The organism is Pseudomonas sp. P5_A12 (genome assembly GCF_056400685.1).
Genome location: NZ_JBFUKU010000052.1, coordinates 1 through 26,490, shown reverse-complemented (window position 1 = coordinate 26,490; position 26,490 = coordinate 1). Strand labels below are relative to the sequence as shown.

The following is a 26,490-nucleotide window of genomic DNA, read 5'->3' as shown; positions in this document are numbered from 1 at the left end:
CTATTACTCCGCTACTCCGCGCCAGAAACAGAAGAGATCACCGGTTTCTCAGGGCTTAAAGAAGCAAAAAAGAAAACACCAAAACAAGGAGGTGGCGGGCTTAGGGCCCGTTGGGTGGATGCCAAAGGACGGACGGACAAACGACCAGCAAGGCTGGGAAGGCTACAACCGACTCTGCTGCAGCTGTCAGCTATCGAAAAAATCTTAGGAAAGCCCATCCACGATCTCGATCATTACTTCCAACTTACGTGTAATAGATGAAAGCCACTGACACAAAAAACCCCAACCAGTCACCTGATCGGGGTTTTCCTTTACCCGTTTCCCGCTTAGTGCGAAACGCGGCTCGTGCCATCAACAGTAGCAATCCGCACCCGCTCACCCACGCGGAAAATTTCATTCTCCTGAACTTGCTGTACATAGGCGCGCATGCTGCCATCGTCTTCGCGTACGGTGATTTCAACACCCTGGGTGCGGGTCAGGCCTTCTTCGGCTGCCGAGCCCAACAGGCCGCCGGCGACTGCGCCAATAACCGCGGCAACGATGCTGCCGTTGCCTTGACCGATGGAGCTAGCGCCTACACCGCCGACCACTGCGCCGGCAGCGCCGCCGATTGGGGTTTTGGTGCCTTCGATTTTCACTGGGCGCAGTGCTTCGATGGTGCCCATACGAATCGTTTGTACACGACGCGCTTCATCACGGGAGTAGGAGTCACCGGTCAGGCTCGATTGGCAGCCAGTGAGCAACATCGCCATCGTGGAAAAGGAAGCAACCAACAAAACAGACTTACGCATAACATCAACTCCAAAGGACAGGCCTCCATTAAACCCCGCAGCTTGACGCGTGTCACGGCATCGCCCGGATAAAAATGGTTTGATTCAGGCCCTATACAGGCGCCTGAAAAACTCACCAACCGGTTAGCGGCAACTTCCGGAATCCACGCTGCCCCAAGGATTTTCATGGACTACTTCATCATTGTCGTCACGACCATCGCGGGTTTGTACTTCCACGGGTGGTTGTACGTGCGGATAAAACGCTGGATGGATCGCGACCTGGCGTTGGCTCTGGCTGGGGAAGACGAGCAGAAAAAAACGTTCATGCTCCAGCAGCTGGCAAACGCTCAAGCGCAGAAAATCAAGCGTCGGGACCTGCAGCAGTGGCTTGAAGCCGCTGCTGCGGGGTATCCCGAACGGTAGACTGCCTAGGGTGCCAGACGTTCAAGAATCCAGTCGGCGCCCTGTAAGCGGTAGTTGAGGCGATCATGCAGGCGGCTTGCGCGGCCCTGCCAGAACTCGATGCGCTCCGGCAGCAAGCGGTAACCGCCCCAGTGATCCGGGCAATGCGGCGCTGTGTCGCTGAAACGCTGCTCGGTGTTCTTGAGCAACGCTTCCAGTTCCGCACGATCAGCAATCACCTGGCTCTGCGGTGACGCCCAGGCACCGAGTCGGCTGCCCAGCGGACGAACCTGGAAATAGGCGTCGGACTCTTCAGGCGAGACTTTCACCACCCGACCTTCGATGCGCACCTGGCGCTCCAGGGCCGGCCAGAAAAAGGTCATGGCCGCGAACGGATTCGCCGCCAGATGCTGACCTTTGGCACTTTCGTAGTTGGTGAAAAACGTAAAGCCCTGCGCGTCCAGACCTTTGAGCAACAGAATGCGGCAATGCGGCCGACCGTCCTGATCGACCGTTGCCAAGGTCATGGCGTTAGCTTCCACCGGCGCTTGCTCGGTTTTCACCGCGTCGCCAAACCACTGGTGGAACAGCCCGAACGGCTCTGCCGGGGCTTGAGCCTCGGTCAGGCCATCACGGGTGTAGTCACGACGCATATCAGCCAGGCGCTGGGTCATGGCGCATTCCTTTTGGTTAACTAATCACTTTTTGGTGGCGTCAGCGGCGACGTCGACTTTCTTGGTGTCGGCAGCCGCTTTGGCCGGCGCAGTCTTCTTCGCCGGTGTTGCGGTTTTAGCGGGCGCTTTCTTGGCGGTGGATTTCTGGGCCGGGGCCTTTTTAGCCGCTGGTACAGCCGCTTTCTTCGCGGCAGGCGCCGGGGTGACTGGTGTGGCCACTGGCTTGATGTCCTTGGCCGCGATCATGGTCACTGGCGCCGGGGCCGGCATGTTGTATTTGCTCAGCAGCGCCACCATGGTGTTTTGCGGGGTCACCAGCAATTCCACACGACGGTTCAATGCACGACCTTCAACGCTGTCGTTGGCCGCACGCGGGGCGTCACCGCCCATACCACGAAGCATCAGGCGATCACGCTGCAAACCACTGAGACGGAAAATCGCAGCCACCGCTTGTGCACGCTCCTGGCTCAGTTTCACGTTGGCCGGTGCGGCGCCCGACGTATCACTGTGACCGAGTACCAGCACGGCCGTTTTCGGGTCAGCTTCAAGGATCTTCGCGACACGGGTGAACGGGCCGAGGGTGACCGGCAGCAGCATGGACGGACGATCCGGGTTGAACGAGCCTTCTACCGGTGCGATCACCACCAACACGTTTTCACGGCGTTCAAGTTTCAGGTTGCTGTCCTTGATCGCTTCGCGCAGGCGCGGCTCATAGTCGTCAAGCCAGGCCTGGGTGACTTTAGGGTCTGGCATCGGCACGGCTTTGGTGCGGCTCTTCTCCCCACCGAACGGCCAGTACCAAGGGCTGGCGCTTTCAGTCTTGGCAACGGGTGCTGTGGCGGCAGGTTTCAACGGGGCCGGGGTTGGTTCTTTAGCGGCGACTTTGTCCGACGAACCGAACGGCCACCAGCTGCTGCCATCGGAATCACTTTGTGGGGTCTGTGCGCAACCGGTGATAGCGAAGCACAGGGCCAGGGCGAGTGTTGATTTGGATGACATTGGATATCCACAAAATTGAAGTAATGAAAAGTCAGACCGGAGCGGCCCGCACAAACTGACGCTTTGAATCAAAAAGGGCTGCCGGGTTCCGTTCTGGAACCCGGCAGCCGTGTTTACAGACAAGTGGCCAGTACTCGCGCAAGGTTTTGCGCGCGTGGATCCATCAAGACGTACGGCCCCAGGGTATTTGTCACAAAACCGAAGGCCACATCGCGTTCCGGGTCAGCAAAACCGATGGAGCCGCCAGCGCCCGGATGACCAAACGCACGCGGGCCGAGGCCGTAAGTCGCGTTGGGTACATCCGGTTGATCGAGCATGCAACCCAGGCCGAATCGGGTCCGGGTCAATAAAGTCTTGTCGTCGCCGAGGCTGTGTTCGCGGGTCAGCTCGTCGAGCATTTCGCCTTCCAGCAAGCTGCCGTCGAGCAGACCGGCGTAGAAGCCGGCCAGGCTGCGCGCATTGCCATGACCGTTGGCGGCGGGTTGCTGCATGCGCCGCCACTCGGGTTTGTTGGTGCTGGTCATGATCGATGGCGGATTGATGAAGGCGCGGGTGGTCATTGCCGTTGGCTCGCGCATGGTCACTTGCAACAAGCGCTGGGCCGCTGCATCGCCGACGTTGCCCTTGCCACGGGCGATGTGTGCCACGCGATGGAACTCTTCATCGGCCAGGCCGACGTGGAAATCCAGCCCCAAAGGCTTGGCAACGCGAGCGACAATCGACTCGCCCGGCCCACGACCGTCGGCGCGGCGCAGTAACTCGCCCACCAGCCAGCCGTAAGTGATCGCGGCGTAGCCGTGGCCTTGGCCCGGTGTCCACCACGGTGCTTCAGCCGCCAGGGCATCGACCATGGTTTGCCAGTCGTAAAGGGCTTCCGGGGCCAGCAATTCGCGCAACGCCGGCAAGCCTGCCTGATGGCAGAGCAACTGACGCAAGGTCACGGACTCTTTACCGGCCGCGGCAAATTCGGGCCAGTAGCGGGCAACCGGGGCGTCCAGTTGCAGCTTGCCTTCCGCCACCAATTGCAGGGCCGTAACGGCGGTKAACGTCTTGGTGCAGGAGAACAGGTTGGCGATGGTGTCGCTGTGCCAGGCTTCACTGCCGTCTTTGTCAGCGGTGCCGGCCCAGAGGTCGAGGACAGTTTCACCGCCGATCTGAATGCACAAGGCTGCGCCACGTTCCTGAGGATCGTCGAACAGCGCCGCGAAGGCTTCGCGCACCGCTTCGAACTTAAGCTCGTAATGACCCTGAATCTGCACCCGCATTGCTCCCGGATAAACGCTATACAAAGTGGCCCGCATTGTTCCAGCCCTTGAGGGTTTTGGGAATGGGGTTGGGCCGGGCGGTCGCCCGCCGTGGATTGGATCAGAAATGTTTGGCGACTTGGCGGACGCCATCGCGAGCAGGCTCACTCCTACACTGGATCTCAGTTACACCAAGAATCCCCTGTGGGAGCGAGCCTGCTCGCGATGCTTTTAGAATTTAATGACCATTACCCGAATGCCCACCCGCATGCCCGACGCCCTTCCCCGGGCCTTTGCCGGCCTCGGCCTTTCTGCCGCCTTCGGCATCGTGACTGGCTTTGTCGGCCTCGGCCGCCGCTTTCTCGGCGGCTTTGCCCAATTGGTCGACAGTCGCCAGGTTGCTCTTGCGCACAGACTCGACAAACCCCTGGAACGGCAGATCGGTAATGCCCACCAGCCCAAAGTGACCATTCTCGCCGTCCAGTAACCGCCCGGTCACGGGTTGGTCCAGGTACTGGAACCAGTGCACACCGACAATCGAAGGTTCGCTCAGCGCTTGTTTAAGGAAGTTCGCGTAGGCCGGCCCGCGATCTTCTTCCTTCGCCAGTTGTGTCACACCGCCCCAGAACGGCCCGCGATCCGTCGAGCCGAAGTTGAATTCGGTGATCAGTACCGGTTTGTCGAGGCTACGCAGTTTGGCGAAGTCGTAACCGTCCTGCGGTTGCAGGGTGTACATGTTGAAGCTCAACACATCGCAATACTGAGCACAGGAGTCCACGGCTTCCGGGGTGCTGATGGCGAAGCGACCGCCCAGCAACAGCTGGTTCGGCGCATGCCACTTGAGCGAATCGGAAATGGTTTTGAAATAGGTATCGGCAAAGACCTTCTGAAAGTATTTGAAGTCGGCTTCGATTTCCGGGTGGTCAGCGCTTGGCAGCGGAGGCACGAAGCCTGGATCTTCCATCAATTCCCACGCCGGCAAGTCAATGCCCCAGGCTTTGGACAGACCGGCCTGATTGCGGTATTTGTCACGTAGTTGCTTGAGAAACGCGCGTTTGGCCGGCACGTCGGTGGTCATTTTCAAGGTGCCGTAAGCCAAGGCGTATCGGGCTTTCGGGTCATCACCGGGACCGGCCCAGGCCAATTCGTTGTCGGCGTAGTAGCCGATCAGCCACGGATCGTCACGGTGGTCGCGGGCGGCAATGGCCACGGCACGTTCGGTGGCCATGGCGAAACGCGGATCGAACGGGTCGGGCATGCCGCCCCACCAGTCGGTGCYGGTGCTGATGCTGGCGTAGTCACCGACGATCGACAGCGGCAAGGTGTAGGGCACCCGATCAGCATTGCCTAGCGCCGCAGCGCTCCAGTTGCCAATGGTGTTGAAGCCCCAGGCTTGCAGGCGATCGAGAGTGTGGCTGGTCCAGCGTTGTTCATCCACCACCGCTTTGCAGGGTTCTGCGGGTGTGTTCTCAGCCGCTTTCGCGACAGTCGCTTCGAGAGCACCGGCCTTGGCGGCTTCGGCAACACCGGAATCGGCGGTCGACGGGATCACCGGTGGCTCGGCGGCCTTCTCGACCGTCGCTTCGACCGCGTCGGCCTTGGCCGCGGCGGCGACGCCGGCCTTGGTGTCGCTGCCCAATACACAAGGTTCGCCATACAAACGCTGCAAGTTGGCGCCGTAAAAGTCGTACCAGCGACCGGCGTCGTAGCTGCGCCCCTGATCCGCACCATTGCCGCCACGGTTATTACCTTCACCAAAATGATTAGCCAGCGCTTCGTCGGGTTTCGGCAGGGACTCGAACATCCACTCGCGACCGGCGACGTAGGTCTGGTTAACGTCCGGGGCCACGGTGTTAACCCCAAGCGAATAAAACGGATGCCCTTGCGGGGTCACCAGATACCAGCGACCGTCACGCTTTTCGGTACGGAAAAAACCGCTGGCCTTGAACGCGGGACCTTTGGTCCAGCCACCGAAGGGGTCCAGGGATGATTTTTCGCGCTCGGCCAGCCAGGTTTTCAGTTGCTGCTGTTCCTTGACGGCGGCRCTTTTGAGTTGCTCATCGCTGCTGATCTTTTCCGGCCATTTGGCCCGGGTCGACTGGCCGTAAGCGTCCACCAATCCGCCGTAGACGGCGTGGATCACTGCCTCGCCATCCTGCACGCCAAAACGTTCCAGCAAAATGTTCTGGGCGACTTTCGGTTGATCCATCGACAAGGTCACCGATACTACCTGGCCACGATCCAGTTGCCCGGCGCTGCTGGCCAGCAAAATGCGCTGCCCGTCGATCGTCATCGGCATGGGCGGCCCGGCTTTCATGCCCTGGCTCAAAGGTGAGCTTGCCACTAACGGCACCAACAAAGTCTGCGCAGGGCCGGCCGGCAAATCGACGCGACTGAACAATGTCTTGCCGTCATTGCTCTGGATTTTTACGTAAAGGGTTACGGCCCAGTCCATCGCGCTCTGAATCCGCAGACTCATGACGCCCGACTGCGACCAGTCCCAGGCACCGGTTTGCGGCGTCAGCCGCAAACTCGGCTGTGCCACTGGATTGAAAGTGACCCGGCGCAACACTTCGCCCTCGGCTGTTTGCTCCGCATTGGATTGCGGCAGGCTGGCATCCTGAGTCGTCACCTGGACCACGTCGGCAGGGCGTACAAAGTTGAACAGCGTTTGTTGGCCAGCGGGGGCCGCCAGCAAAGGGGCTGCGAACATCAGGGCAAATACAGCGGGCAACGAACGGCGAATCATAGGAACGTGGATCTCCCTAACGACCTTCAATGGTCAGTGGAAAAGCGATGGTAGAGAGATAGACAACGCGGTGGGCAAATGTGCCCACCGGTGGATCAGGAAATTTCGCGCCGGAATGGCGGCAACGCATTGAGGATGGCTTTGCCGTAACGCTGGGTGACCAGACGTCGATCCAGCAAGGTGATGGTGCCGCGGTCTTCTTCGGTACGCAGCAAGCGACCGCAAGCCTGGACCAGTTTCAGCGAGGCATCGGGCACGGAGATCTCCATGAATGGATTGCCGCCACGGGCTTCGATCCATTCCGCCAGCGCCGCTTCGACGGGATCGTCCGGCACCGAGAACGGGATTTTCGCGATCACCACGTGCTCGCAGTACGCGCCCGGCAAGTCGACCCCTTCGGCGAAACTGGCGAGGCCGAACAGCACACTGGAGTCCCCGCCATCGACGCGTGCCTTGTGCTTGTTCAAGGTTTCCTGCTTCGACAGGTTGCCTTGAATGAACACTTGTTTGCGCCAGTCGCGGTCGAGGCCGTCGAACACGTCCTGCATCTGTTTGCGAGAAGAGAACAGCACCAGCGTGCCCCGCGAGCCCTCAACCAGTTGCGGCAGATCACGAATGATCGCGGCGGTGTGGGCCGGTGCATCACGCGGGTCGGCTTTCAGGTCCGGCACTCGCAGCACGCCGGCATCGGCGTGGTGGAAGGGACTCGGAACCACGGCGGTCACGGCTTTTTTCGGCAGGCCGGCGCGCATGCGGAAACGGTCGAAGGTGCCGAGGGCCGTCAACGTCGCCGAGGTCACCAGTGCGCCGTAAGCGACGTTCCACAAGTTGCGCCGGAGCATTTCCGCCGCGAGGATCGGACTGGCGTTGACCTCGATGTCGAACAGCGAACCGCTTTCGGCCAGGGTCAGCCAACGGGCCATGGGCGGGTTGTCTTCCGGGTCTTCTGCGGTGAACGCGACCCACAATTCCCAATTGCCCGAAGAACGGGACAACAGGCTGCCGAACAGGGGATACCACTCTTCAGCCTGATTGCTGGCGATGCCGATGTTGACCTCGCCGTCCATGCCTTCCTTGAGCAACTCGGTGAGCCGGGTGAACAGGTCGGTGAGCCGGGCAAAGCCCTTCTTCAACTCGATGCCCATCTCGCGCATGTGCTCGGGAATCACCCCGCCAACGAATCGGTGACGCGGGCGCTCACGACCTTCGACGTCTTCGCCGGGTTTGAAATCGGCGGCCTGTTCACAGGCGGTGAACATGAATTGCTGCTGGGTCTTGATCTCGCGGGCCAGTTCCGGCACTTGCTCGATCAGCTTGCCCAAGTCGCCGGGCAGCGGGTGCTGGGCGAGCAATTTGGTGAGGTTTTTCGCGGTGGTTTCCAGCCAGTCGGCGGTAGAGCGCAGGCGCGTGTAATGGGCGAAATGGCCGATGGCCTTGTCCGGCAGGTGGTGACCTTCATCGAACACGTAGATGGTATCGCGCGGATCCGGCAGCACGGCACCGCCGCCCAGTGCCAGGTCGGCCAGCACCATGTCGTGGTTGGTGACGATCACGTCGACCTTGCCCATGCCTTCGCGGGCCTTATAAAAGGCGCACTGGCCGAAGTTCGGACAATGACGGTTGGTGCACTGGCTGTGATCGGTGGTCAGACGCGCCCAGTCGGCGTCTTCCAGGGCCGTGGACCAACTGTCGCGGTCGCCGTCCCATTTATTGCCGGCGAGTTTTTCGATCATGCTGGTGAACAGCTTCTGACTGGCCTCGTCGACCTCGATCTTGAAGCCTTCTTCTTCGAACAACTGCGCGGTAGCGGTTTGTGCGTGGCCTTCCTGCAGCAGCATGTCGAGCTTGGACAGGCACATGTAGCGCCCACGCCCCTTGGCCAACGCGAAGCTGAAATTCAGCCCGCTGTTGCGCATCAGGTCAGGCAAATCCTTGTAGACGATCTGCTCTTGCAGGGCCACGGTGGCCGTGGCAATCACCAGGCGTTTGCCGGCAGCCTTGGCGGTCGGGATCGCCGCCAGGCTGTAGGCTACGGTTTTACCGGTACCGGTGCCGGCTTCCACCGCAACAATCGCGGGGTCGCCACTGCGCCGGCCTTCGTCGTCGGTGTCGATGTCACCGAGGACTTTGGCAATTTCGGCGATCATCAGGCGTTGGCCGTAGCGCGGCTTGAGGCTCTTGGCTTCGAGAAAACGCGAGTAGGCGCCCTGGATCGTGGTTTTGAGTTCGGTGCTGATCATGGATTGTCGGGCGCAAAAAACGCTGGATAAATTTTCAGTGGTTCGGATCGCCGCTATCATACCCCGCTAATTAATCCCGCGCAGAACGGAGTACCCCAATGACACCTTTTGGCATCGTTTACACCCTGCATGTGCTGTCCGCCCTCGTGTGGGTAGGCGGCATGTTTTTCGCCTGGATGGTCTTGCGCCCCGCCGCAATGACAGCGCTGGAAGGCCCTGCCCGATTGAAGTTATGGGTAGAAGTGTTTCAAGGATTTTTCCGCTGGGTCTGGGTCGCGGTGGTGCTGTTGCCGATTAGCGGGGTCGGCATGATTCATCTGCAACACATCGGGTTCGAGACCGCGCCGCGCTATGTGCAGGTGATGATGGGGTTATACGTGGTGATGACGGCGCTGTTTATCCGGATTCAGGCATTGATGTTGCCGGAATTGCGCACGGCGGTGACGGCGCAGGATTGGCCGGCAGGGGCGGCGGTGCTCGGGAGAATTCGGCGGTTGGTGGGAATTAATCTGCTGGTGGGTTTGTTGCTGGTGGCAGAGGCTTCGGCCAGACCGATTTTCTGATGATCGTTCCCACGCTCTGCGTGGGAATGCAGCCCGTGACGCTCCGCGTCACTGGACGCGGAACGTCCCTTGAGGAATTCCCACGCGGAGCGTGGGAACGATCAAACTGCTTACAACCGTTGAACCGTCACCGAACCCGCCGCACCGGCAGGCCCCGGCTGACCATCAGCACCCGGTCGGCCACTCTTGCCACCCTCGGTGGTGTAAACGAGACAGCCTTTGGCCTTGCCACCCGCCCCCGGTTTGCCGCCAGGACCTGCAAGTCCACCGGCACCTCCCGCCACCTGCACCTTGATTTTATCCGCTGGGTATTCGCGCGGCACTTCCAGCCTTACCTGCGCACCCGAAGCCCCCGGCTGACCATCACTGCCATCACTGCCATCGGCACCGTGACCGGCCTGCCCCCAGGTGCATCCCGGTGCCTGGCCATTGGCGCCATCAAGACCGAAAAACCCCGGTGCGCCTGCGCCGCCGCGAGCATCTACCGACAATTGCGGTGCCTTCAGCGTCTTGATCTGCAAGTTCAGGTTACGCCCCGACCGTGCAGCTTTCTGGAAGCTGCCCGGCGCGCCCCTCGCGGTGATCTGACTGCCTTCAGACAACTCGGCGCGCAGGACTTTCAATTCCAGTGCCTGCTCACTCGGCACGATGGCAATTCGCGCTTCACGGCCCAAATGCAATTCGCCCACGGTCACTTCGGTCACATTCGACGGGATCAGCAACGTACCGTAATCGGCGACTTCCAGCCGTTCCAGTTGCAATGTGCTGGCCGTGTTAGGCAGGCGCATCAGCGAATTGGTTTCGACACTGACAACCTGAGCGCAGGCCAATGGACTGATTAAGACGGCGAGCAAACAGAGATTACGCATGGGAAGCCTTAGATGCGGAAGGAGCCGGGAGGGTTTGCAGGTGAAACACGCCGAAAATGGCAATTTGAAGGCGATCACGCCAAGGATGGGCGCGGCCTCTGAGACTGCGGTTGCAGAACACCAGCTCCAGAAGGTGGAACAGTGCCAGCGCGCCACCGGCCAACTCGACTAACGTGTGCAGCGGATAGACAAACGGCGCAAGCAGATTGACCAGCACCACCGACCAGAACAGCAGGGTCAATACCTTCCCCAGCCCCCAAAACACCTTCATACGCGCCCCCGCTGATCATTATTCTTTGCGAGCACAGTAGCGGCTTCCACGAGGAATACGCCAGAGGGCAACAGAAAAATCTTCATGAAGACTGCCGAATGGCCGTCGCCCCGCCACGCGGGTGGTCGACGGCTCTACTTCGTGGCTCAGGTCACATTGATGTGCAAATCCACGCGACGGTTTTTCGCGCGCCCTTCTTCGGTATCGTTATCAGCCACAGGCTCACTTTCGCCTTTGCCTTCACTGGCGACTTTATTCGGCGCCACGCCCTGACTCAACAGGTAGTCCGCCACGCTGTTGGCACGACGCTGCGAAAGACACCATCGCCGTCTTGATCGCCATCCTGGGCGTAACAAATCAAGCCACCGGCCAAGATTCCGAGCTATGCGCCTCCGGCCGCCCATGCACCACTTTCGATGGCGCCCAAACCTCCGCCCACCAGACCGCCAATGACGCTGCAGATCGGCCAGTTTTCTTGATTGAGAGGGGCAGTGCCATCACTGTGAGTTGCGCAACCGTCAACAGGCTGCCAAGCAGCAGAACCGACAAGACGGTTCTTGTGAGAACGCTCATGTTGAAAGCGCCTGTGTAACCGGCCTATACCGGTTACACAGGAGTAATGACCCGCATCCGCGACTGCACAAGCCGCAGAGCGGAAGGGACTTAGCGTTTGATATGGATTTCCGTACGACGGTTCTGCGCGCGGCCGTCAGCGGTGCTGTTATCGGCGACCGGATTGCTTTCACCCGCACCGACCACAGACACGAAGCTGCTGCGTGGCACGCCTTCCTGGATGAGGTATTCAACCACCGAGTGAGCGCGTCTATCCGACAGTTTCTGGTTGTAGGCGTCGCTGCCCACGCTGTCGGTATAACCGGTAACGGTCAATTGAGCAGTAGATGCTTCCCCTTTCAAGCGCGTGGCAACTTTGTCGAGTACCTCTTTGTCGGACTCGGTGAGCGTAGCTTTGTCAAACTGGAAGTGAACATCGCGGATGACGATCGTTTCTTCCTTGACCACAACAGCCTCTTCGACCACTGGCGCAGGTGGAGGGCAACCGTTGGCATCGACATGCACGCCGTGAGGTGTGCCTGGGCACTTGTCGCGGCTATCCGGTACACCATCGCCATCTTCGTCGCCATCACCGTGTACCCAGCAATAGGCCGCGGCCGTGCCACCGACAAGCAGCGCACCATAGCCTGCCCATGCCGCGCTCTCGGTCGCGCCGAGACCCGCACCCACGACACCACCGACCAACGCACAAGTCGGCCAGTCGGTTTTCTGCAAACCTGCGCAACCAGTCAACACACTGGTTAGCAGAACCAAGGGTAATGCTGTCCGAACTATGCTCATCTAGTTTTCTCCTGAGGGATCGGCTTAGAACCGATTCTGGTAGTAAAGACCCGAGTATTAATCTGCGCCAGCAACAGGCCACGGCTGTTTTAATTGTGTTCACCACGGATTGGCGTATTTGCTGTAAACCTGCGCTAGGCCCGCACGTTCAGGCAGGCTAGTCTTGGCGCTCTGATTGAGGATCTTTGATGATTGCAGGTATTTCTTCGCGCACGCCGCAGCAGGCGTTGGCTGCGTTGCTGGACCGTTATGCCCCCGCGCAGCTCTTGCTGATTGGCGCCAGTGAGTTCCCCGCGCTGGAGGCATTCAAGCTTGCCCACCCGGATACGTGTGTGGCCCATGCGGCACCGGGGCCGTTGCCGGAGGACCTGGCGGCGCGCCGGTTTGACCTGGCGCTGGCGGTCGATTGCCTCGAACATCTGCCCAAGCGCGATGGCCTTAACCTGCTCGGCGGGATCCGCAACCTCAACGCCAGCCGCATTGCCGTGCTGGCGGACTTGTCGGCCAGTGGCTGGCAGGAGACGGATTTTTTCTCCCTGGCCCTGCAAGCGAGCGAGCGCTTCCAGCGCGACGAGCAGGTGTTGACCCTGTTCACCTATGATCTGCTTGAATACAAGCAAGTACCCGACTGGCTCAACTCACGCTTTTGGGCCAATCCGGAAAACTTCGGGAAATATTGGTGGTAATGCAATGAGTACATCCATTTGCCCTTGTGGCAGCGGCACCCTGCTCGATGCCTGTTGCGGTCATTACCATGCCGGGCATCCGGCGCCATGTGCCGAAGCCTTGATGCGTTCGCGCTACAGCGCCTACGTGCTGGGGCTGATCGACTATCTGGTGGCGACCACACTGCCTGCGCAACAGGCCGGCCTGAATCGTCAGTCCATCAGCGACTGGAGTGCGCAAAGCACGTGGCTGGGGCTGGAAGTCGAAAGCTCCGAAGTCTTTGGCGGCCAGCCGGAACACGCCTTCGTGACCTTTACCGCGCGCTGGCACGATGGCAGCGGCGAACACAGCCACCGCGAGCGCTCGTCATTCGTGCAGAACGCCGGCCACTGGTACTTCATCGACCCCACCGTGCAACTCAAGGCCGGACGCAATGACGCTTGCCCGTGCGCCAGCGGTCAGAAATTCAAGAAGTGTTGTGCGGGGTACTTCAGTAGTTGAGCACTTCGTAGCAGCCTCCGGCAGCTGCTACAGGTTCAAGGGAGATACACGACCATGATCACCCGGCGACACGCACTTTATCTGCTCGGCCTGCTGCTGTTTTTGGGGCTCACCGGCTGTGCGTCCTGGTTCAATGACGATGAGCCGGACCCCGAGGTGCATCTGGTCAAGGTTGAAGTCGTGCGGGCGAAATTGCTGGAACAGAAATTTCTCCTGCACTTTCGCATCGACAACCCCAACGACAGCGAACTGACCGTGCGCAGCCTCGAATACCGGATTCACTTGGGTAACATTCTGCTGACCGAAGGCGAGTACGACAACTGGTTCACGATCAGCCCCAAGCACAGCGCCTATGTAAAAGTGCCGATCCGTACCAACCTGTGGCCCAAGGTACGAGACCTGATGAAAATGCTGAAAAAACCCGATCAACCCATTCCCTATCGTCTGGAAGGTGAACTGAAAACCGGTTTTTTCAACCCACATGACGTGCACCTGGCGCGCAATGGCGTGATAATCGCCGCCGATTTAATTCCGGAGCACATCCAATGACCCAGCAACCCCACGTCCATGGCCCTGACTGCAACCACGATCATGACCATCACGACCACCATGATCACGACCATGGCCATGTTCACGGCCCGAACTGCGGCCACGCCCCTCAGGAACCGGTGCGCAACGCCCTGAAAGACGTCGGCCGCAACGACCCTTGCCCATGCGGCAACGGCAAGAAATTCAAGAAGTGCCACGGCGCTTGATACTTCGGGCGAAAATATTTTTCGCCAGTTGAATCGCCTTCGCGAGCAGGCTCGCTCCCACATTCAACCGAGTTCTTCCAGGAAGAATGCGATCGAATGCAGGAGCGAGCCTGCTCGCGATGACTGACTTAAAGTCACATCAACTCAGGATCTGCGCAGTGCTCACAACCGTCGCATATTCCCCGTGCAAATTCCCCAGCGACATCGCATGCACGTCCTCGGCCGAACGGGCATTACCAAAATAATCCGTCTTGTCGAAGGTAAAGCACGCATCCTCCGCCAACCATGTTTCAAACCCCAGGTTTCCGGCCGTTCGCGCCGTGGACTCCACCGAGTTGTTGGTTGCCACACCAACAATCACCAATTGATCAATTCCCGCTTCTCGCAAACGTGCCTCCAGCCCAGTCCCACAAAAGGCATCCGGGACCTGTTTCTGAATCAGCTGCTCGCCAGTCATTGGCTCAAACCGTTGCTGAAATTCCACGCCTGGTTGCTGCGGCCAGAACACAGAGTCCGGTAAGCGGGACAGGTGCTGCACATGAATCACCGGCCGCCCGGTTCGACGCCAAAACGCCAACAAATCAAGGATTCGTTCCTCGGCCTGTGGATTATTTCGGCGACCAAGTCGGGGATGCAGAATGCCTTTTTGTTGATCAATGATGATCAGCGCTGCGTGGGTCTTGAGCTCCATGCCGGTTTCTCTCATGCAGGGTCGTTGAGTTTTACGCACTTGAGCATCACCGCCTCTATCAGGCAAGCCATAGAATGCTGGGAACGATCTTCGTAAATAAATAACCCACTCGCCGCTTGCGCGCCCTCCTCCTGCTCACTAACGTAGCGCCTTTATTGCGCCTCTACCCCCGCAGGAGCTTTACCATGGCCTCGCCAGCCCTTACACATTTTCTTCCCCGGTTCGGCGTTGCCGCAGCAGTGGCCAGTGTTTTGAGTCTGACCGGTTGTCAGACCATGAACGCTCAGGACACCCTCCCGCCGACCTCCGGTGTACAGCCGCTCAAGGGCTTGGCGCAGAACGTTTCGGTGCGTCGCAATGCCATGGGCATGCCGTTGATCGAAGGCAACAGCTTCCACGACACGTTGTTCGCCTTGGGTTACGTCCACGCCAGCGACCGCATCACGCAAATGGTGACTTTGCGCCTGTTGGCCGAAGGACGTCTGGCGGAAATGTCCGGCGCCGATTTACTGGACGCCGACCGCTATATGCGCGCGGTCAACCTGAAAAAAAGCGCGGGCGAGCTGTATAGAGCCTCTTCGCCGCGCCTCAAACGCTTCTTCGAAGTCTATGCTCGCGGCGTCAACGCCTACCTGTTCCGCTACCGCGACAAGCTGCCGGCGGACCTCGCAGCCACCGGTTACAAACCGGAATACTGGAAACCGGAAGATTCGGCGCTGATTTTCTGCCTGCTGAACTTCAGCCAATCAGCCAACCTGCCGGAAGAAATTTCCTCGCTGATGCTGGCCCAGACCGTCACCACCGACAAACTCGCCTGGCTGACGCCGTCTGCGCCCGACGAAAAACTGCCGCTGGCTGAAGCCGAGAAACTACAAGGCATCAAGCTCAACGGGGCTATCCCGGGCTTGGCCGAGATCAACAAGGCCACGGGCCAACTGTCCGACCTGAATCTGTTGGCCGCCAGCTCGTCGACCAACTGGGCGATCGGCCCGCAACGCAGCCGCAGTGGCAAAAGCCTGCTGGCCAGCGACAGTGATGGCTCGCTCGGTGTGCCGTCGTTGTTCAGCTACGTGCAGATCCGTGCGCCGAAATATCAAGCCTCGGGCGTGACCATTGCCGGTTTACCAATGGTGCTCGGTGGTTTCAACGGCAAAGTGGCCTGGAGCATGACCGCGGTCAGGGGTGACAACCAGGACCTGTTCCTGGAAAAAATCCAACGCCAGGGCAACGGCCTCACATACGAAGTGGCCGGCAAATGGCAGCCCGCCGTCGTGCGCAATGAAACCTACTTCGTCAAAGGCCAGCGGCCAATTCGCGAAGCGGTGTACGAAACCCGTCACGGCCCGCTGCTCAACAGTGCCCAAGGCACGACACTGGCGAACGGTTTCGGCCTGGCCCTGCAAATGCCGAACTTCACCGACGACAAATCCCTGGACGCGTTTTTCGACCTGTCCCGGGCCCAGACCGTCGAGAAAGCCTCGGACGCCAGCCGCGAAATCCGCGCCATCGCACTGAACCTGGTCTTCGCCGACGCCAGCAACATCGCCTGGCAGGTCACCGGCCGCTATCCGAACCGCCGCGAAGGCGAAGGCCTGCTGCCATCACCGGGCTGGGAAGGTCGCTACGATTGGGACGGTTACGCCGAGCCGATGCTGCACCCCTACGACCAAGACCCGGCCCAAGGCTGGCTCGGCACCGCCAACCAGCGCGTCATTCCCCATGGCTACGGCATGCAATTGTCCAATTCCTGGGCGGCACCGGAGCGTGGCGAGCGCCTGGCTGAACTGGCGGGTGCGGGCAAACACGACGCGCGCAGCGTGATTGCGATGCAGTATGACCAGACCACCACTTTCGCCGCCAAACTGAAGAAAATGTTCGAAGCACCGGGCATGGCCCAGCCACTCAAGCAGGCGATTGAAGCGTTGCCGGTGGCAGAGCGTGGCCAGGCGCGCGAGGCATATACGCGCCTGATGGCGTTCGACGGCAAGCTCGCCGCGACTTCCGCCGATGCAGCGATGTATGAATTGTTTCTGCAGGAAAGCATGAAACAAATCTTCCTCGACGAACTCGGCCCGCAAAGCAGCCCGGCGTGGAAAGCCTTTGTGGCCAACGGCAAGTTGTCCTACGCCGCTCAGGCCGATCATCTGCTGGGGCGCGAAGACAGCCCGTTCTGGGATGACGCTCGCACACCTCAGAAAGAGGACAAGACAGCGATCCTCGCTCGTAGTCTGGCAGCGGCGATCAGCGCCGGCGACAGTCAGTTGGGCGGCGATCACAAAGCCTGGCAGTGGGGCAAACTGCACCGCTACGAATGGAAAAACGCCAACGGTCAGACCGTTCGCGGGCCAGTCGCGGCGGGCGGCGACCACACCACGCTGAACACGGCGGCCTTCGCCTGGGGTCAGGACTTCAACACCACACTGGCGCCGGCCATGCGCTTTATCGTCGACTTCGGCCAGGCCGAGCCGCTGATGGGCCAGAACAGCACCGGTCAGTCGGGCAACCCTGCCAGCCCGAATTACCTCAACAGCATCGAGCCTTGGCTCAAAGGACAATACATGAGCTTGCCGATGCAGCCGCAGAACTTTGACAAGGTGTACGGCAAGACGCAATTGACCCTGGCACCCGCCAAGTAAGCTCACCACCGAACAAATGTGGGAGCGAGCTTGCTCGCGATGAGGCCCTGCCAGTCGACCTTTCTGGTGACTGACACACCGCTATCGCGAGCAAGCTCGCTCCCACAGGGGAAAGTCATCGCTCCATGACATCTCGATAGAACTTCTGGCTTCACGCCTGCCTCATACCTAACAAGTCCCTCCATCCTGGCAACAACATGGATCTTGTTATCGCGCGTCCTGAAGGTCTGTATTGCCCGGCCGGGGATTTCTATATCGACCCGTGGCGGCCCGTCGAGCGCTCGGTCATCACCCACGCTCACAGCGATCATGCCCGCAGCGGTAATCAACACTATCTGGCGGCATCAGCCGGCGAAGGCATCCTCCGTGCTCGCCTCGGTGCAGACATCAACCTGCAAACCCTGCCGTACGGTACGCCCCTCAAGCATCACGGCGTCACTGTCAGTTTTCACCCCGCCGGCCATGTGCTCGGCTCGGCCCAGGTGCGACTGGCATACGGCGGCGAAGTCTGGGTCGCCTCCGGGGATTACAAGACCGAAGCCGACGGCACCTGTGCGCCCTTCGAACCGGTGCGGTGCCACACCTTCATCACCGAATCGACCTTCGGCCTGCCGATTTATCGCTGGCAACCTCAGGCACAGGTATTTACCGAGATCAATCAGTGGTGGCAAGCCAACGCCGCCGCCGACATGGCCAGCGTGCTGTTCTGCTACTCGTTCGGCAAGGCGCAGCGAATTCTCCACGGTATCGACGCCACCCTCGGCCCCATTCTGGTGCACGGCGCCGTAGAACCACTCAACCAGGTGTATCGCCAAAGCGGCGTTTACTTACCGCCAACGATCTATGCCGGTGACGTTCAAAAAAATGACCCGATGATGCGCAAAGCGCTGGTCATCGCGCCGCCGTCAGCGGGCGGCAGTACCTGGATGCGCCGTTTCGGCGAGTACAGTGACGGCTTCGCCAGCGGCTGGATGCGCTTGCGCGGCACCCGTCGTCGGCGCGGTGTCGACCGGGGATTTGTGTTGTCCGACCATGCCGATTGGCCGGGCCTGCTCTGGGCCATTGAACAAACCGGCGCCGCGCGGGTAATGGTGACCCACGGTTCGGTCGCCGTCCTGGTGCGCCATCTGCGTGAACAGGGTCTTGATGCACAAAGCTTCAACACCGAATACGGCGACGACGAGGAAGACAACGCCAGGGTCGACCCCGTGCCAGACAAGGTGTTGCCATGAAGGCGTTCGCCGAGCTGTATGCCGAACTCGACGCCACCACGTCGAGCAACGCCAAACTGGCCGCCATGCAACATTACTTTGCGCAGGCCGCGCCGCAAGATGCCGCGTGGGCGGTTTATTTTTTGTCCGGTGGGCGGCCCCGGCAACTGGTGCCCGTGCGCGTGCTGCGAGAGCTGGCCGTTGAGTTTTCAGGCCTTCAACCCTGGCTGTTCGAAGAGAGTTATCAGGCAGTGGGCGATCTGGCAGAAACCATCTCACTGGTGCTGCCCGAATCACCGCACCGCTCCACCGATGGATTGGCGACATGGATTGAAGACAAGCTGCTGCCCTTGCGCGGCGAGTCCCCCGAAGTGCTTGCCGAACAATTGCCCAGCCTCTGGTCTCACCTGGACCGCACCAGTCTGATGCTCTGCATAAAACTGATCACCGGCAGTTTTCGTGTGGGCGTCTCCAAGCTGCTGGTGACCCGCGCCCTGGCGGCCATGGCCGGGCTCGACAGCAAGCGCGTGGCCCAGCGAATGGTGGGTTACACCGACCTGTTCCATCGGCCGAGCGCTGCCAGTTATCTGAAATTGATCGCGGCTGAATCCAGTGATGAACACGCCCAGCGTGGAGCGCAGCCGTATCCGTTTTTCCTGGCGCATGCGATGTCGCAACCGGTCGAGCAATTCGAAGCGCTGCTCGGCCCCACGAGCCAATGGCTGGTGGAATGGAAATGGGATGGTATCCGCGCCCAAGTGGTCAAGCGCGACGGGCGACTGTGGATCTGGTCGCGGGGTGAAGAGTTGGTGACCGAGCGCTTCCCCGAACTCGGGCAACTGGTACACGGTTTGCCCGACGGCACCGTGATCGACGGCGAAATCGTTGTCTGGAAAACCTCCCGACCCGACACAGAGAATGCATTTGACCCAACCGTATCTGCCACGCCTGCCACGCCTGCCGTGCAACCGTTCGCCCTGTTGCAACAGCGAATCGGACGCAAAGTCCTGAGCAAAAAAATCCTCGACGATGTGCCCGTAGTGGTCCTCGCCTACGACCTGCTGGAGTGGCAAGGCGCCGACTGGCGCAATCAACCGCAGGCCACGCGTCGCACGCAGCTGGAAACCGTCGTCGCCACCTGTAACAGCCCGGCGTTACTCGCCTCACCAGTGCTTACCGGTGAAAACTGGTTCGACCTCGCCCGCCAACGGGAAGCCTCCCGCCGTCTCGGCGTCGAAGGCATGATGCTCAAGGCCCGGGATGCGCTTTACGGCGTCGGCCGAACCAAGGACATGGGCGTGTGGTGGAAATGGAAAGTCGACCCGTTCAGCATCGACGCGGTGCTGATCTATGCGCAACGCGGCCACGGCAGACGGGCCAGTCTCTACAGCGATTACACCTTCGCGGTGTGGGACGCGCCGCCCGATGCCAGCGAACGCAACCTGGTGCCCTTCGCCAAGGCCTATTCCGGGCTGACGGATGAAGAGATCCGTCAGGTCGACAACATCGTGCGCAAAACCACCGTGGAAAAATTCGGCCCGGTCAGCAGCGTGAAACCGAGCCTGGTCTTTGAATTGGGATTCGAAGGTATTGCCCTGTCAAAACGCCACAAGAGCGGGATCGCCGTGCGTTTTCCGCGGATGCTGCGCTGGCGTCAGGACAAGTCGGTTGAAGAGGCTGATGACCTCGGCACATTGCAGAACTTACTGAGCTGACCCCATTCCCCTACATTAATTTGTGGAGGCCTGATCCATCTTGGTGCGGCACTTCCACAGCGCCCGTTTTCGTGCACAATCCTTGCGCCGTCATTTCTTGTATGACCTTTTAAAACGCTTGTTCGGGACTCTGGTTCGGAAATTGCTACTTTCATCAGGTCTTACGCTTTCCAGTAACAATAATTCTGCGCCACAAGCGCTCATATTGGTTCTTAGGGATTGAATAATGAAAAAAGCATTGCTGACCTTTTCTGCACTCGCATTGTGCATGGCTGCGGGCTCCGCACTGGCCAAGGAATACAAAGAATTGCGTTTTGGCGTTGACCCTTCCTACGCACCCTTCGAGTCCAAAGCGGCCGACGGTAGCCTGGTAGGCTTTGACATCGATCTGGGGAACGCGATTTGCGCCGAGCTGAAGGTCAAGTGCAAATGGGTCGAAAGCGATTTCGACGGCATGATTCCGGGCCTCAAGGCCAATAAATTCGACGGTGTGATCTCTTCGATGACCGTCACCGAAGCCCGCGAAAAAGTCATCGACTTCTCCAGCGAGCTGTTCTCCGGCCCGACCGCCTACGTGTTCAAAAAAGGTTCTGGCGTGACTGAAGACGTCGCCTCGCTCAAGGGCAAGACCGTCGGCTACGAACAAGGCACCATCCAGGAGGCCTATGCCAAAGCCGTACTGGACAAGGCCGGCGTTAAAACCCAGGCCTACGCCAACCAGGACCAGGTCTATGCCGACTTGACTTCCGGTCGTCTCGACGCAGGGATTCAGGACATGCTGCAAGCCGAACTGGGCTTCCTGAAGTCGCCACAGGGTGCCGATTACGATGTCAGCAAGCCAGTCGACAACGCTTTGCTGCCGGCCAAAACGGCTGTCGGTATTAAGAAAGGTAACACCGAGCTGAAAGCGCTTTTGGATAAAGGTATCAAAGCGTTACACGATGACGGCAAATACGCCGAGATTCAAAAGAAACACTTTGGCGATCTGAACCTGTACAGCGGCAAATAATGCCCGGCGCCCATCTCGCGATGGGCGCTTTTTTTATCCGATCAGGTTGCTGATTTATGTTCGAAAACCTATTACAAAATCTGGGGCTCTCTGCCTTCAGCCTCAAGGGCTTCGGTCCGTTGCTGATGGAAGGCACCTGGATGACCATCAAATTATCGGCGTTGTCGCTCTTGGTGGCCGTCTTGCTCGGCTTGCTGGGCGCCAGTGCCAAACTGTCCAAAGTCAAACTGGTGCGCGTGCCGGCGCAGGTCTACACCACGCTGATTCGCGGCGTGCCGGACCTGGTGCTGATGCTGTTGATCTTCTACAGCCTGCAAACCTGGCTGACGTCGTTCACCGACTTCATGGAATGGGAATACATCGAGATCAACCCGTTCAGCGCCGGGGTCATCACCCTGGGCTTCATCTATGGCGCGTACTTCACCGAGACCTTCCGTGGCGCGATCCTCGCAGTCCCGCGTGGCCAGGTCGAAGCCGCAACCGCTTATGGCCTCAAGCGTGGCCAGCGTTTCTGGATCGTGGTGTTCCCGCAAATGATGCGCTTTGCCCTGCCGGGTATCGGCAATAACTGGATGGTGATGCTCAAGGCCACTGCGCTGGTGTCGATCATCGGCCTCGCCGACCTGGTCAAGGCCGCTCAGGACGCCGGCAAAAGCACCTATCAACTGTTCTATTTCCTGGTGGTGGCCGCGGTGATATACCTGCTGATCACCAGCGCCTCCAACTTCGTCTTGCGCTGGCTCGAACGCCGTTACGCCGCCGGTTCCCGGGAGGCCGTACGATGATCGAACTCTTGCAGGAGTACTGGAAACCCTTCCTTTATACCGACGGCAACAACATCACCGGCCTGGCCATGACCCTGTGGCTCCTGACCGCCTCGATCGTCATCGGTTTCCTGGTGTCGATCCCGCTGTCCATCGCTCGGGTGTCGCCGCACTTCTACATCCGTTGGCCGGTGCAGTTCTACACCTATCTGTTTCGGGGTACGCCGCTCTATATTCAGCTGCTGATTTGCTACACCGGGATTTATAGCCTGGCGGCCATTCGCGCCCAACCGGTGCTGGATGCGTTCTTTCGCGATGCGATGAACTGCACCATCCTCGCCTTCGCCCTGAACACCTGCGCCTACACCACGGAGATTTTCGCCGGGGCGATTCGCAGCATGAACCACGGTGAAGTCGAAGCCGCCAAGGCGTATGGCCTGACCGGCTGGAAGCTGTATGCCTACGTCATCATGCCGTCGGCCCTGCGTCGCTCGTTGCCGTATTACAGCAACGAAGTGATTCTGATGCTGCACTCGACCACCGTGGCGTTCACCGCGACCATTCCGGACGTCTTGAAAGTCGCTCGTGACGCCAACTCGGCGACCTTCCTGACCTTTCAGTCGTTCGGCATTGCCGCACTGATCTACCTGACTGTGACCTTTGCGCTGGTCGGCCTGTTCCGTCTCGCCGAACGGCGATGGCTGGCCTTCCTCGGGCCGACTCACTAGGACCCGCTTTAGGAATAAAGAAACATGCGCCACCAGATTCATGACCTGCTGGCCCCACTGCCGGGGACCGCACGACAAATTCACAGCTTCCACTTCGGCCCGACATCGGCCAAAGGCAAGATTTACATCCAGTCGTCCCTGCACGCCGATGAAATGCCCGGCATGCTGGTGGCCTGGCACCTCAAGCAGCGCCTGGCCGAACTCGAAGCCGCCGGCCGGCTGCGCAGCGAAATCGTGCTGGTGCCGGTCGCCAACCCGGTGGGCCTGGAACAAGTGTTGCTGGAGGTTCCGCTGGGTCGCTTCGAGCTCGAAAGCGGCCAAAACTTCAATCGCTGGTTCGTCGATGTGAGCGAAGCGGTCGGCAATGAGATCGAAGGCCAACTCGGTGACGATCCGCAGCGCAACCTAGGGCTGATCCGCGACAGTTTGTGCAATGCCTTGGCCAAGCAAACCGCCAGCACCCAACTGCAATCCCAGCGCCTGACCCTGCAACGCCTGGCCTGCGATGCGGACATGGTGCTGGACCTGCATTGCGATTTCGAAGCCGTTGCGCACCTTTACACCACGCCGGAAGCCTGGCCACAGGTCGAGCCCCTGGCGCGATACATCGGTGCCGAGGCGAGCTTGCTGGCTACCGACTCCGGCGGCCAATCATTCGATGAATGCTTCACCCTGCTCTGGTGGCAGTTGAAGGAGCGCTTCGGCGAACACTTCGACATTCCGCTGGGCAGCTTTTCGGTGACGGTCGAATTGCGCGGCCAGGGTGACGTCAATCATCCGCTGGCCAGCCTCGATTGCCAGGCGCTGATCGATTACCTGATTCACTTCGGCGCCATTGCCGGCGAACCGGTGCCCCTGCCCGAGCTACCCTACCCGGCCACGCCGCTGGCGGGCGTGGAACCTGTAGCCACTCCTGTCGGTGGCTTGCTGGTGTTCACCGCGCTGCCGGGGGAGTACCTGGAAGCCGGGCAACTGATCGCCGAAATCATTGACCCGATCAATGATCGCGTCACCCCCGTTCATTGCACCGCCGCCGGGCTGATGTACGCCCGCTCGCTACGGCGCATGGCCACTGCCGGCATGGTGATCGCGCACGTCGCGGGCGCCGAAGCCTATCGCAGCGGCTACCTACTTTCGCCTTGAGGATGCATGCCCCATGTACAAACTGACCATCGAAGGCCTGCATAAAAGCTATGGCGATCATGAAGTCCTCAAAGGCGTTTCGCTCAAGGCCAAGACCGGTGACGTCATCAGCCTGATCGGCGCCAGCGGCTCGGGCAAAAGTACCTTTCTGCGCTGCATCAACTTTCTCGAACAACCCAACGACGGCGCCATGACCCTCGACGGGCAGAACATCCGCATGATCAAGGATCGTCATGGCATGCACGTGGCCGACGCTAATGAACTGCAACGGATCCGCACCCGCCTGGCCATGGTGTTCCAGCACTTCAACCTGTGGAGCCACATGACCGTGCTGGAAAACATCACCATGGCCCCGCGCCGGGTGTTGGGTTGCAGCAAGGAAGAGGCCGAAGACCGCGCCCGGCGCTATCTGGACAAGGTCGGCCTGGCCGCGCGCGTCGCCGACCAATACCCGGCGTTCCTGTCCGGCGGCCAGCAACAGCGGGTCGCCATTGCCCGGGCGCTGGCCATGGAACCGGAAGTCATGCTGTTTGACGAACCGACGTCGGCGCTCGACCCGGAACTGGTAGGTGAAGTATTGCGAGTGATCCAGGGCCTGGCCGAAGAAGGCCGGACCATGATCATGGTGACGCACGAAATGAGCTTCGCCCGCAAAGTCTCCAACCAGGTGCTGTTCCTGCACAAAGGGCTGGTGGAAGAAGAAGGCGCGCCGGAAGACGTGCTGGGCAACCCGAAGAGTGAACGGCTGCAGCAGTTCCTGAGCGGCAACCTGAAATAAACCCGCCCCAAAAAAATGGCCAGACAGCTGACGTCTTTGCAGACATCAGCTGACTGGCCATTTTTTTTGGCGACAGATCAGGCTACTGGCGCCGGAGGCGGCTCATCCGGCAAGGTCGGTTCACCGGGCTCCGTTGGCTGTTCGTTCGGGGTATCAGGGTCTGGTTGACCGGGGATGCCCCCCGCCATGCTGAYGGGCGGATGTGCCAACAAGGACCAGGCCAAAACGCCAACCTGATTGGGCTCAAGCCTTGCCAGTTCGGCACTTATTCGCGGATCGATCTTCATAAAGCACTCCTGAGCGAAGGCCCCGTCCGCTGTGCGCGAACCGGGCAGTACACCCCATAGAGTGTCTACCCGCTCAAGAATTCCCGCTGTCTGGCCAGATGAACGGATCAGGTGCGCGGCAGGGTGACGCCGAGCTGGCCCTGATACTTGCCGCCACGGTCCTTATAGGACACTTCGCACTCTTCGTCGGATTCGAAGAACAGCATCTGTGCGACGCCTTCGTTGGCGTAGATTTTCGCCGGCAGCGTCGTGGTGTTGGAGAACTCCAGCGTTACATGCCCTTCCCACTCAGGCTCAAGCGGCGTCACGTTGACGATAATGCCGCAGCGCGCGTAGGTGCTTTTACCCAGGCATATGGTCAACACGTTGCGCGGAATGCGGAAGAACTCCACGGTACGGGCCAGGGCGAAAGAGTTGGGTGGAATGATGCAAACATCGCTTTTAACGTCGACGAAGCTCTTCTCGTCGAAATTCTTCGGATCAACGGTTGCCGAATTGATGTTGGTGAACACCTTGAATTCATCGGCGCAGCGCACGTCGTAGCCATAGCTCGAAACACCGTAGGAAATCACGCGCTCGGCGCCTTCGCCGCGCACCTGGCGCTCAACGAAGGGTTCGATCATGCCGTGCTCTTGCGCCATGCGGCGAATCCACTTGTCCGATTTGATGCTCATGGCGGGTGTCCTGAATAGCGAGGTGGAAAAATTCTGTCCGGCATCTTACCGGGCGCGCGCTCCGGGTTCAAAGTCCGGGGGCACAATTCTCCCGGATCCCCCGTGAATTCGGGGCCTTTGCGCAAATTCGATTGACCGTCAGTCCTGAATTCAGAGAAACCTTCGCAAGAAGCATTGGCACGTTCGGTAAAAAGGGTTAAGGTGGCGCCACTGTGCTGCTTGTGTCACTGAGAATCTCTACACGATATGTTGAATTTCGATCCAACCATCTACAAGAATTTTTCCTGCTCTTTGCACTCAGTCTCGGCCAGGGTTCTTCCTGAGTCGCAGTTATCTTTGTTCAAGGAGTTACACCATGTCTAATCGCCAAACCGGTACCGTTAAGTGGTTCAACGATGAAAAAGGCTTCGGCTTCATCACTCCACAATCCGGTGACGACCTGTTCGTTCACTTCAAAGCTATCCAATCCGACGGCTTCAAAAGCCTGAAAGAAGGCCAACAGGTTTCTTTCATCGCTACCCGCGGTCAGAAAGGCATGCAAGCTGAAGAAGTTCAAGTTATCTAACTTGTACTTGCTTTAGTAAAAAGCCCCGCCCTTAAAAGCGGGGCTTTTTTGTGCCTGAATGTTTTGCAGGCACAAAAAAAATCGCAGCCCATGGCTTAATGCCGATCAGTTAAGCCATTACGCGATCCGTAGCAGCTGGCGARGCCTGCGTTCGGCTGCGAAGCAGTCGTGCAATCAGACGATGCGGTGTTTCAGGAAGACCGCAAACTCAGGTTTTACGACTGCTGCGCAGC

The 26,490-nt window shown here is 59.6% G+C and carries 28 protein-coding genes and 1 pseudogene; 16 read left to right on the top strand and 13 right to left on the bottom strand.

Annotated features, from left to right (window positions below):
* The coding region (locus AC1DSG_RS10185) for a colicin E3/pyocin S6 family cytotoxin (RefSeq protein ID WP_477790764.1) at positions 1-261 on the top strand (261 nt) is incomplete at its 5' end.
* A 65-nt stretch (positions 262-326) separates the two neighbouring features.
* Here the strand turns inward: AC1DSG_RS10185 and AC1DSG_RS10180 are convergent.
* Complete coding sequence (locus tag AC1DSG_RS10180) at positions 327-791, bottom strand: outer membrane lipoprotein (protein ID WP_477790763.1); 465 nt, start codon at positions 789-791, stop codon at positions 327-329.
* Between the two features lie 165 nt (positions 792-956).
* On the opposite strand from AC1DSG_RS10180, the gene AC1DSG_RS10175 reads away from it, so the two are divergent.
* Complete coding sequence (locus AC1DSG_RS10175) at positions 957-1,193, top strand: hypothetical protein (protein ID WP_477790762.1); 237 nt, start codon at positions 957-959, stop codon at positions 1,191-1,193.
* Between the two features lie 5 nt (positions 1,194-1,198).
* Here AC1DSG_RS10175 and pdxH read toward each other — a convergent pair whose 3' ends face one another.
* The 5 genes from pdxH to dinG all read right to left on the bottom strand — a co-directional run bounded on the left by pdxH (position 1,199) and on the right by dinG (position 9,078).
* On the bottom strand, positions 1,199-1,846 hold the full coding sequence (gene pdxH, locus AC1DSG_RS10170; protein ID WP_477790761.1) for a pyridoxamine 5'-phosphate oxidase: 648 nt from the start codon (positions 1,844-1,846) through the stop codon (positions 1,199-1,201).
* 24 nt (positions 1,847-1,870) lie between these two features.
* Complete coding sequence (locus AC1DSG_RS10165; protein WP_477790760.1) at positions 1,871-2,845, bottom strand: OmpA family protein; 975 nt, start codon at positions 2,843-2,845, stop codon at positions 1,871-1,873.
* Between the two features lie 113 nt (positions 2,846-2,958).
* The gene (locus tag AC1DSG_RS10160; RefSeq protein WP_477790765.1) at positions 2,959-4,104 is read right to left on the bottom strand and encodes a serine hydrolase domain-containing protein; all 1,146 of its coding nucleotides are present in this window, start codon (positions 4,102-4,104) and stop codon (positions 2,959-2,961) included.
* A gap of 223 nt (positions 4,105-4,327) precedes the next feature.
* Complete coding sequence (locus tag AC1DSG_RS10155) at positions 4,328-6,838, bottom strand: beta-agarase (protein ID WP_477790759.1); 2,511 nt, start codon at positions 6,836-6,838, stop codon at positions 4,328-4,330.
* A 95-nt stretch (positions 6,839-6,933) separates the two neighbouring features.
* A complete protein-coding gene (gene dinG / locus AC1DSG_RS10150) occupies positions 6,934-9,078 on the bottom strand; it encodes an ATP-dependent DNA helicase DinG (RefSeq protein WP_223512269.1) in 2,145 nt (714 codons plus the stop codon).
* A gap of 98 nt (positions 9,079-9,176) precedes the next feature.
* On the opposite strand from dinG, the gene AC1DSG_RS10145 reads away from it, so the two are divergent.
* Entirely contained in the window at positions 9,177-9,641 is a 465-nt protein-coding gene (locus AC1DSG_RS10145; RefSeq protein ID WP_477790758.1) for a CopD family protein, read from the top strand.
* 110 nt (positions 9,642-9,751) lie between these two features.
* Here AC1DSG_RS10145 and AC1DSG_RS10140 read toward each other — a convergent pair whose 3' ends face one another.
* The 4 genes and pseudogenes from AC1DSG_RS10140 to AC1DSG_RS10125 all read right to left on the bottom strand — a co-directional run bounded on the left by AC1DSG_RS10140 (position 9,752) and on the right by AC1DSG_RS10125 (position 12,134).
* Positions 9,752-10,510, bottom strand: a complete 759-nt coding sequence (locus AC1DSG_RS10140) for a collagen-like protein (protein ID WP_477790757.1) — start codon at positions 10,508-10,510, stop codon at positions 9,752-9,754.
* Entirely contained in the window at positions 10,503-10,781 is a 279-nt protein-coding gene (locus AC1DSG_RS10135) for a DUF1145 domain-containing protein (RefSeq protein WP_477790756.1), read from the bottom strand. Before AC1DSG_RS10135 ends, AC1DSG_RS10140 begins: the two co-directional genes overlap by 8 nt.
* A gap of 146 nt (positions 10,782-10,927) precedes the next feature.
* Positions 10,928-11,354, bottom strand: a pseudogene (locus AC1DSG_RS10130) (OmpA family protein).
* 90 nt (positions 11,355-11,444) lie between these two features.
* Positions 11,445-12,134: a PA1041 family peptidoglycan-binding anchor lipoprotein gene (locus AC1DSG_RS10125; RefSeq protein WP_477790755.1), complete on the bottom strand. Its 690-nt coding sequence runs from the start codon at positions 12,132-12,134 to the stop codon at positions 11,445-11,447.
* Between the two features lie 188 nt (positions 12,135-12,322).
* Between AC1DSG_RS10125 and AC1DSG_RS10120 the strand changes: the two genes are divergently transcribed.
* Genes AC1DSG_RS10120 through AC1DSG_RS10105 form a run of 4 tightly spaced genes read left to right on the top strand, consistent with a single transcriptional unit; the run spans position 12,323 to position 14,056 of the window.
* Positions 12,323-12,820, top strand: coding sequence for a DUF6231 family protein (locus tag AC1DSG_RS10120; protein ID WP_477790754.1), 498 nt, complete (start codon positions 12,323-12,325; stop codon positions 12,818-12,820).
* 4 nt (positions 12,821-12,824) lie between these two features.
* The gene (locus AC1DSG_RS10115) at positions 12,825-13,301 is read left to right on the top strand and encodes a YchJ family protein (protein WP_452625174.1); all 477 of its coding nucleotides are present in this window, start codon (positions 12,825-12,827) and stop codon (positions 13,299-13,301) included.
* A gap of 54 nt (positions 13,302-13,355) precedes the next feature.
* A complete protein-coding gene (locus AC1DSG_RS10110) occupies positions 13,356-13,850 on the top strand; it encodes an LEA/WHy family protein (RefSeq protein ID WP_477790753.1) in 495 nt (164 codons plus the stop codon).
* Complete coding sequence (locus tag AC1DSG_RS10105) at positions 13,847-14,056, top strand: SEC-C metal-binding domain-containing protein (RefSeq protein WP_150780435.1); 210 nt, start codon at positions 13,847-13,849, stop codon at positions 14,054-14,056. The genes AC1DSG_RS10110 and AC1DSG_RS10105 overlap by 4 nt, the downstream gene beginning before the upstream one ends.
* 139 nt (positions 14,057-14,195) lie before the next feature.
* Here AC1DSG_RS10105 and AC1DSG_RS10100 read toward each other — a convergent pair whose 3' ends face one another.
* Entirely contained in the window at positions 14,196-14,747 is a 552-nt protein-coding gene (locus AC1DSG_RS10100) for a cysteine hydrolase family protein (protein WP_477790752.1), read from the bottom strand.
* Between the two features lie 185 nt (positions 14,748-14,932).
* Between AC1DSG_RS10100 and AC1DSG_RS10095 the strand changes: the two genes are divergently transcribed.
* From AC1DSG_RS10095 to AC1DSG_RS10060, 8 genes are all read left to right on the top strand, one after another.
* Positions 14,933-17,383: a penicillin acylase family protein gene (locus tag AC1DSG_RS10095; protein ID WP_477790751.1), complete on the top strand. Its 2,451-nt coding sequence runs from the start codon at positions 14,933-14,935 to the stop codon at positions 17,381-17,383.
* A gap of 197 nt (positions 17,384-17,580) precedes the next feature.
* The gene (locus tag AC1DSG_RS10090) at positions 17,581-18,615 is read left to right on the top strand and encodes a ligase-associated DNA damage response exonuclease (RefSeq protein ID WP_477790750.1); all 1,035 of its coding nucleotides are present in this window, start codon (positions 17,581-17,583) and stop codon (positions 18,613-18,615) included.
* The gene (locus tag AC1DSG_RS10085; RefSeq protein WP_477790749.1) at positions 18,612-20,309 is read left to right on the top strand and encodes an ATP-dependent DNA ligase; all 1,698 of its coding nucleotides are present in this window, start codon (positions 18,612-18,614) and stop codon (positions 20,307-20,309) included. Before AC1DSG_RS10090 ends, AC1DSG_RS10085 begins: the two co-directional genes overlap by 4 nt.
* Before the next feature lie 226 nt (positions 20,310-20,535).
* Positions 20,536-21,318, top strand: a complete 783-nt coding sequence (locus AC1DSG_RS10080) for a transporter substrate-binding domain-containing protein (protein WP_007947217.1) — start codon at positions 20,536-20,538, stop codon at positions 21,316-21,318.
* Between the two features lie 56 nt (positions 21,319-21,374).
* Complete coding sequence (locus AC1DSG_RS10075) at positions 21,375-22,103, top strand: ABC transporter permease (protein WP_007947215.1); 729 nt, start codon at positions 21,375-21,377, stop codon at positions 22,101-22,103.
* Positions 22,100-22,810, top strand: a complete 711-nt coding sequence (locus AC1DSG_RS10070) for an ABC transporter permease (protein WP_007947214.1) — start codon at positions 22,100-22,102, stop codon at positions 22,808-22,810. The genes AC1DSG_RS10075 and AC1DSG_RS10070 overlap by 4 nt, the downstream gene beginning before the upstream one ends.
* 24 nt (positions 22,811-22,834) lie before the next feature.
* The gene (locus AC1DSG_RS10065) at positions 22,835-23,953 is read left to right on the top strand and encodes a succinylglutamate desuccinylase/aspartoacylase family protein (RefSeq protein ID WP_477790748.1); all 1,119 of its coding nucleotides are present in this window, start codon (positions 22,835-22,837) and stop codon (positions 23,951-23,953) included.
* Positions 23,954-23,966: 13 nt separating this feature from the next.
* Positions 23,967-24,731: an ABC transporter ATP-binding protein gene (locus tag AC1DSG_RS10060; protein WP_477790747.1), complete on the top strand. Its 765-nt coding sequence runs from the start codon at positions 23,967-23,969 to the stop codon at positions 24,729-24,731.
* Between the two features lie 77 nt (positions 24,732-24,808).
* On the opposite strand, the gene AC1DSG_RS10055 is transcribed toward AC1DSG_RS10060, so the two are convergent.
* Together AC1DSG_RS10055 and dcd are read right to left on the bottom strand one after the other, a co-directional pair.
* The gene (locus AC1DSG_RS10055) at positions 24,809-25,018 is read right to left on the bottom strand and encodes a hypothetical protein (RefSeq protein ID WP_477790746.1); all 210 of its coding nucleotides are present in this window, start codon (positions 25,016-25,018) and stop codon (positions 24,809-24,811) included.
* Positions 25,019-25,125: 107 nt separating this feature from the next.
* Positions 25,126-25,692 carry a dCTP deaminase gene (gene dcd, locus AC1DSG_RS10050; protein WP_007947207.1) on the bottom strand — a complete coding sequence of 189 codons (567 nt, stop codon included), beginning with the start codon at positions 25,690-25,692 and terminating at the stop codon, positions 25,126-25,128.
* 355 nt (positions 25,693-26,047) lie between these two features.
* Here dcd and AC1DSG_RS10045 point away from each other — a divergent pair, with 355 nt between their 5' ends.
* Positions 26,048-26,257 (top strand): cold-shock protein, encoded by a 210-nt coding sequence (locus tag AC1DSG_RS10045; RefSeq protein ID WP_002554837.1) that lies wholly within the window; start codon positions 26,048-26,050, stop codon positions 26,255-26,257.
* Positions 26,258-26,490: the final 233 nt, after the last annotated feature.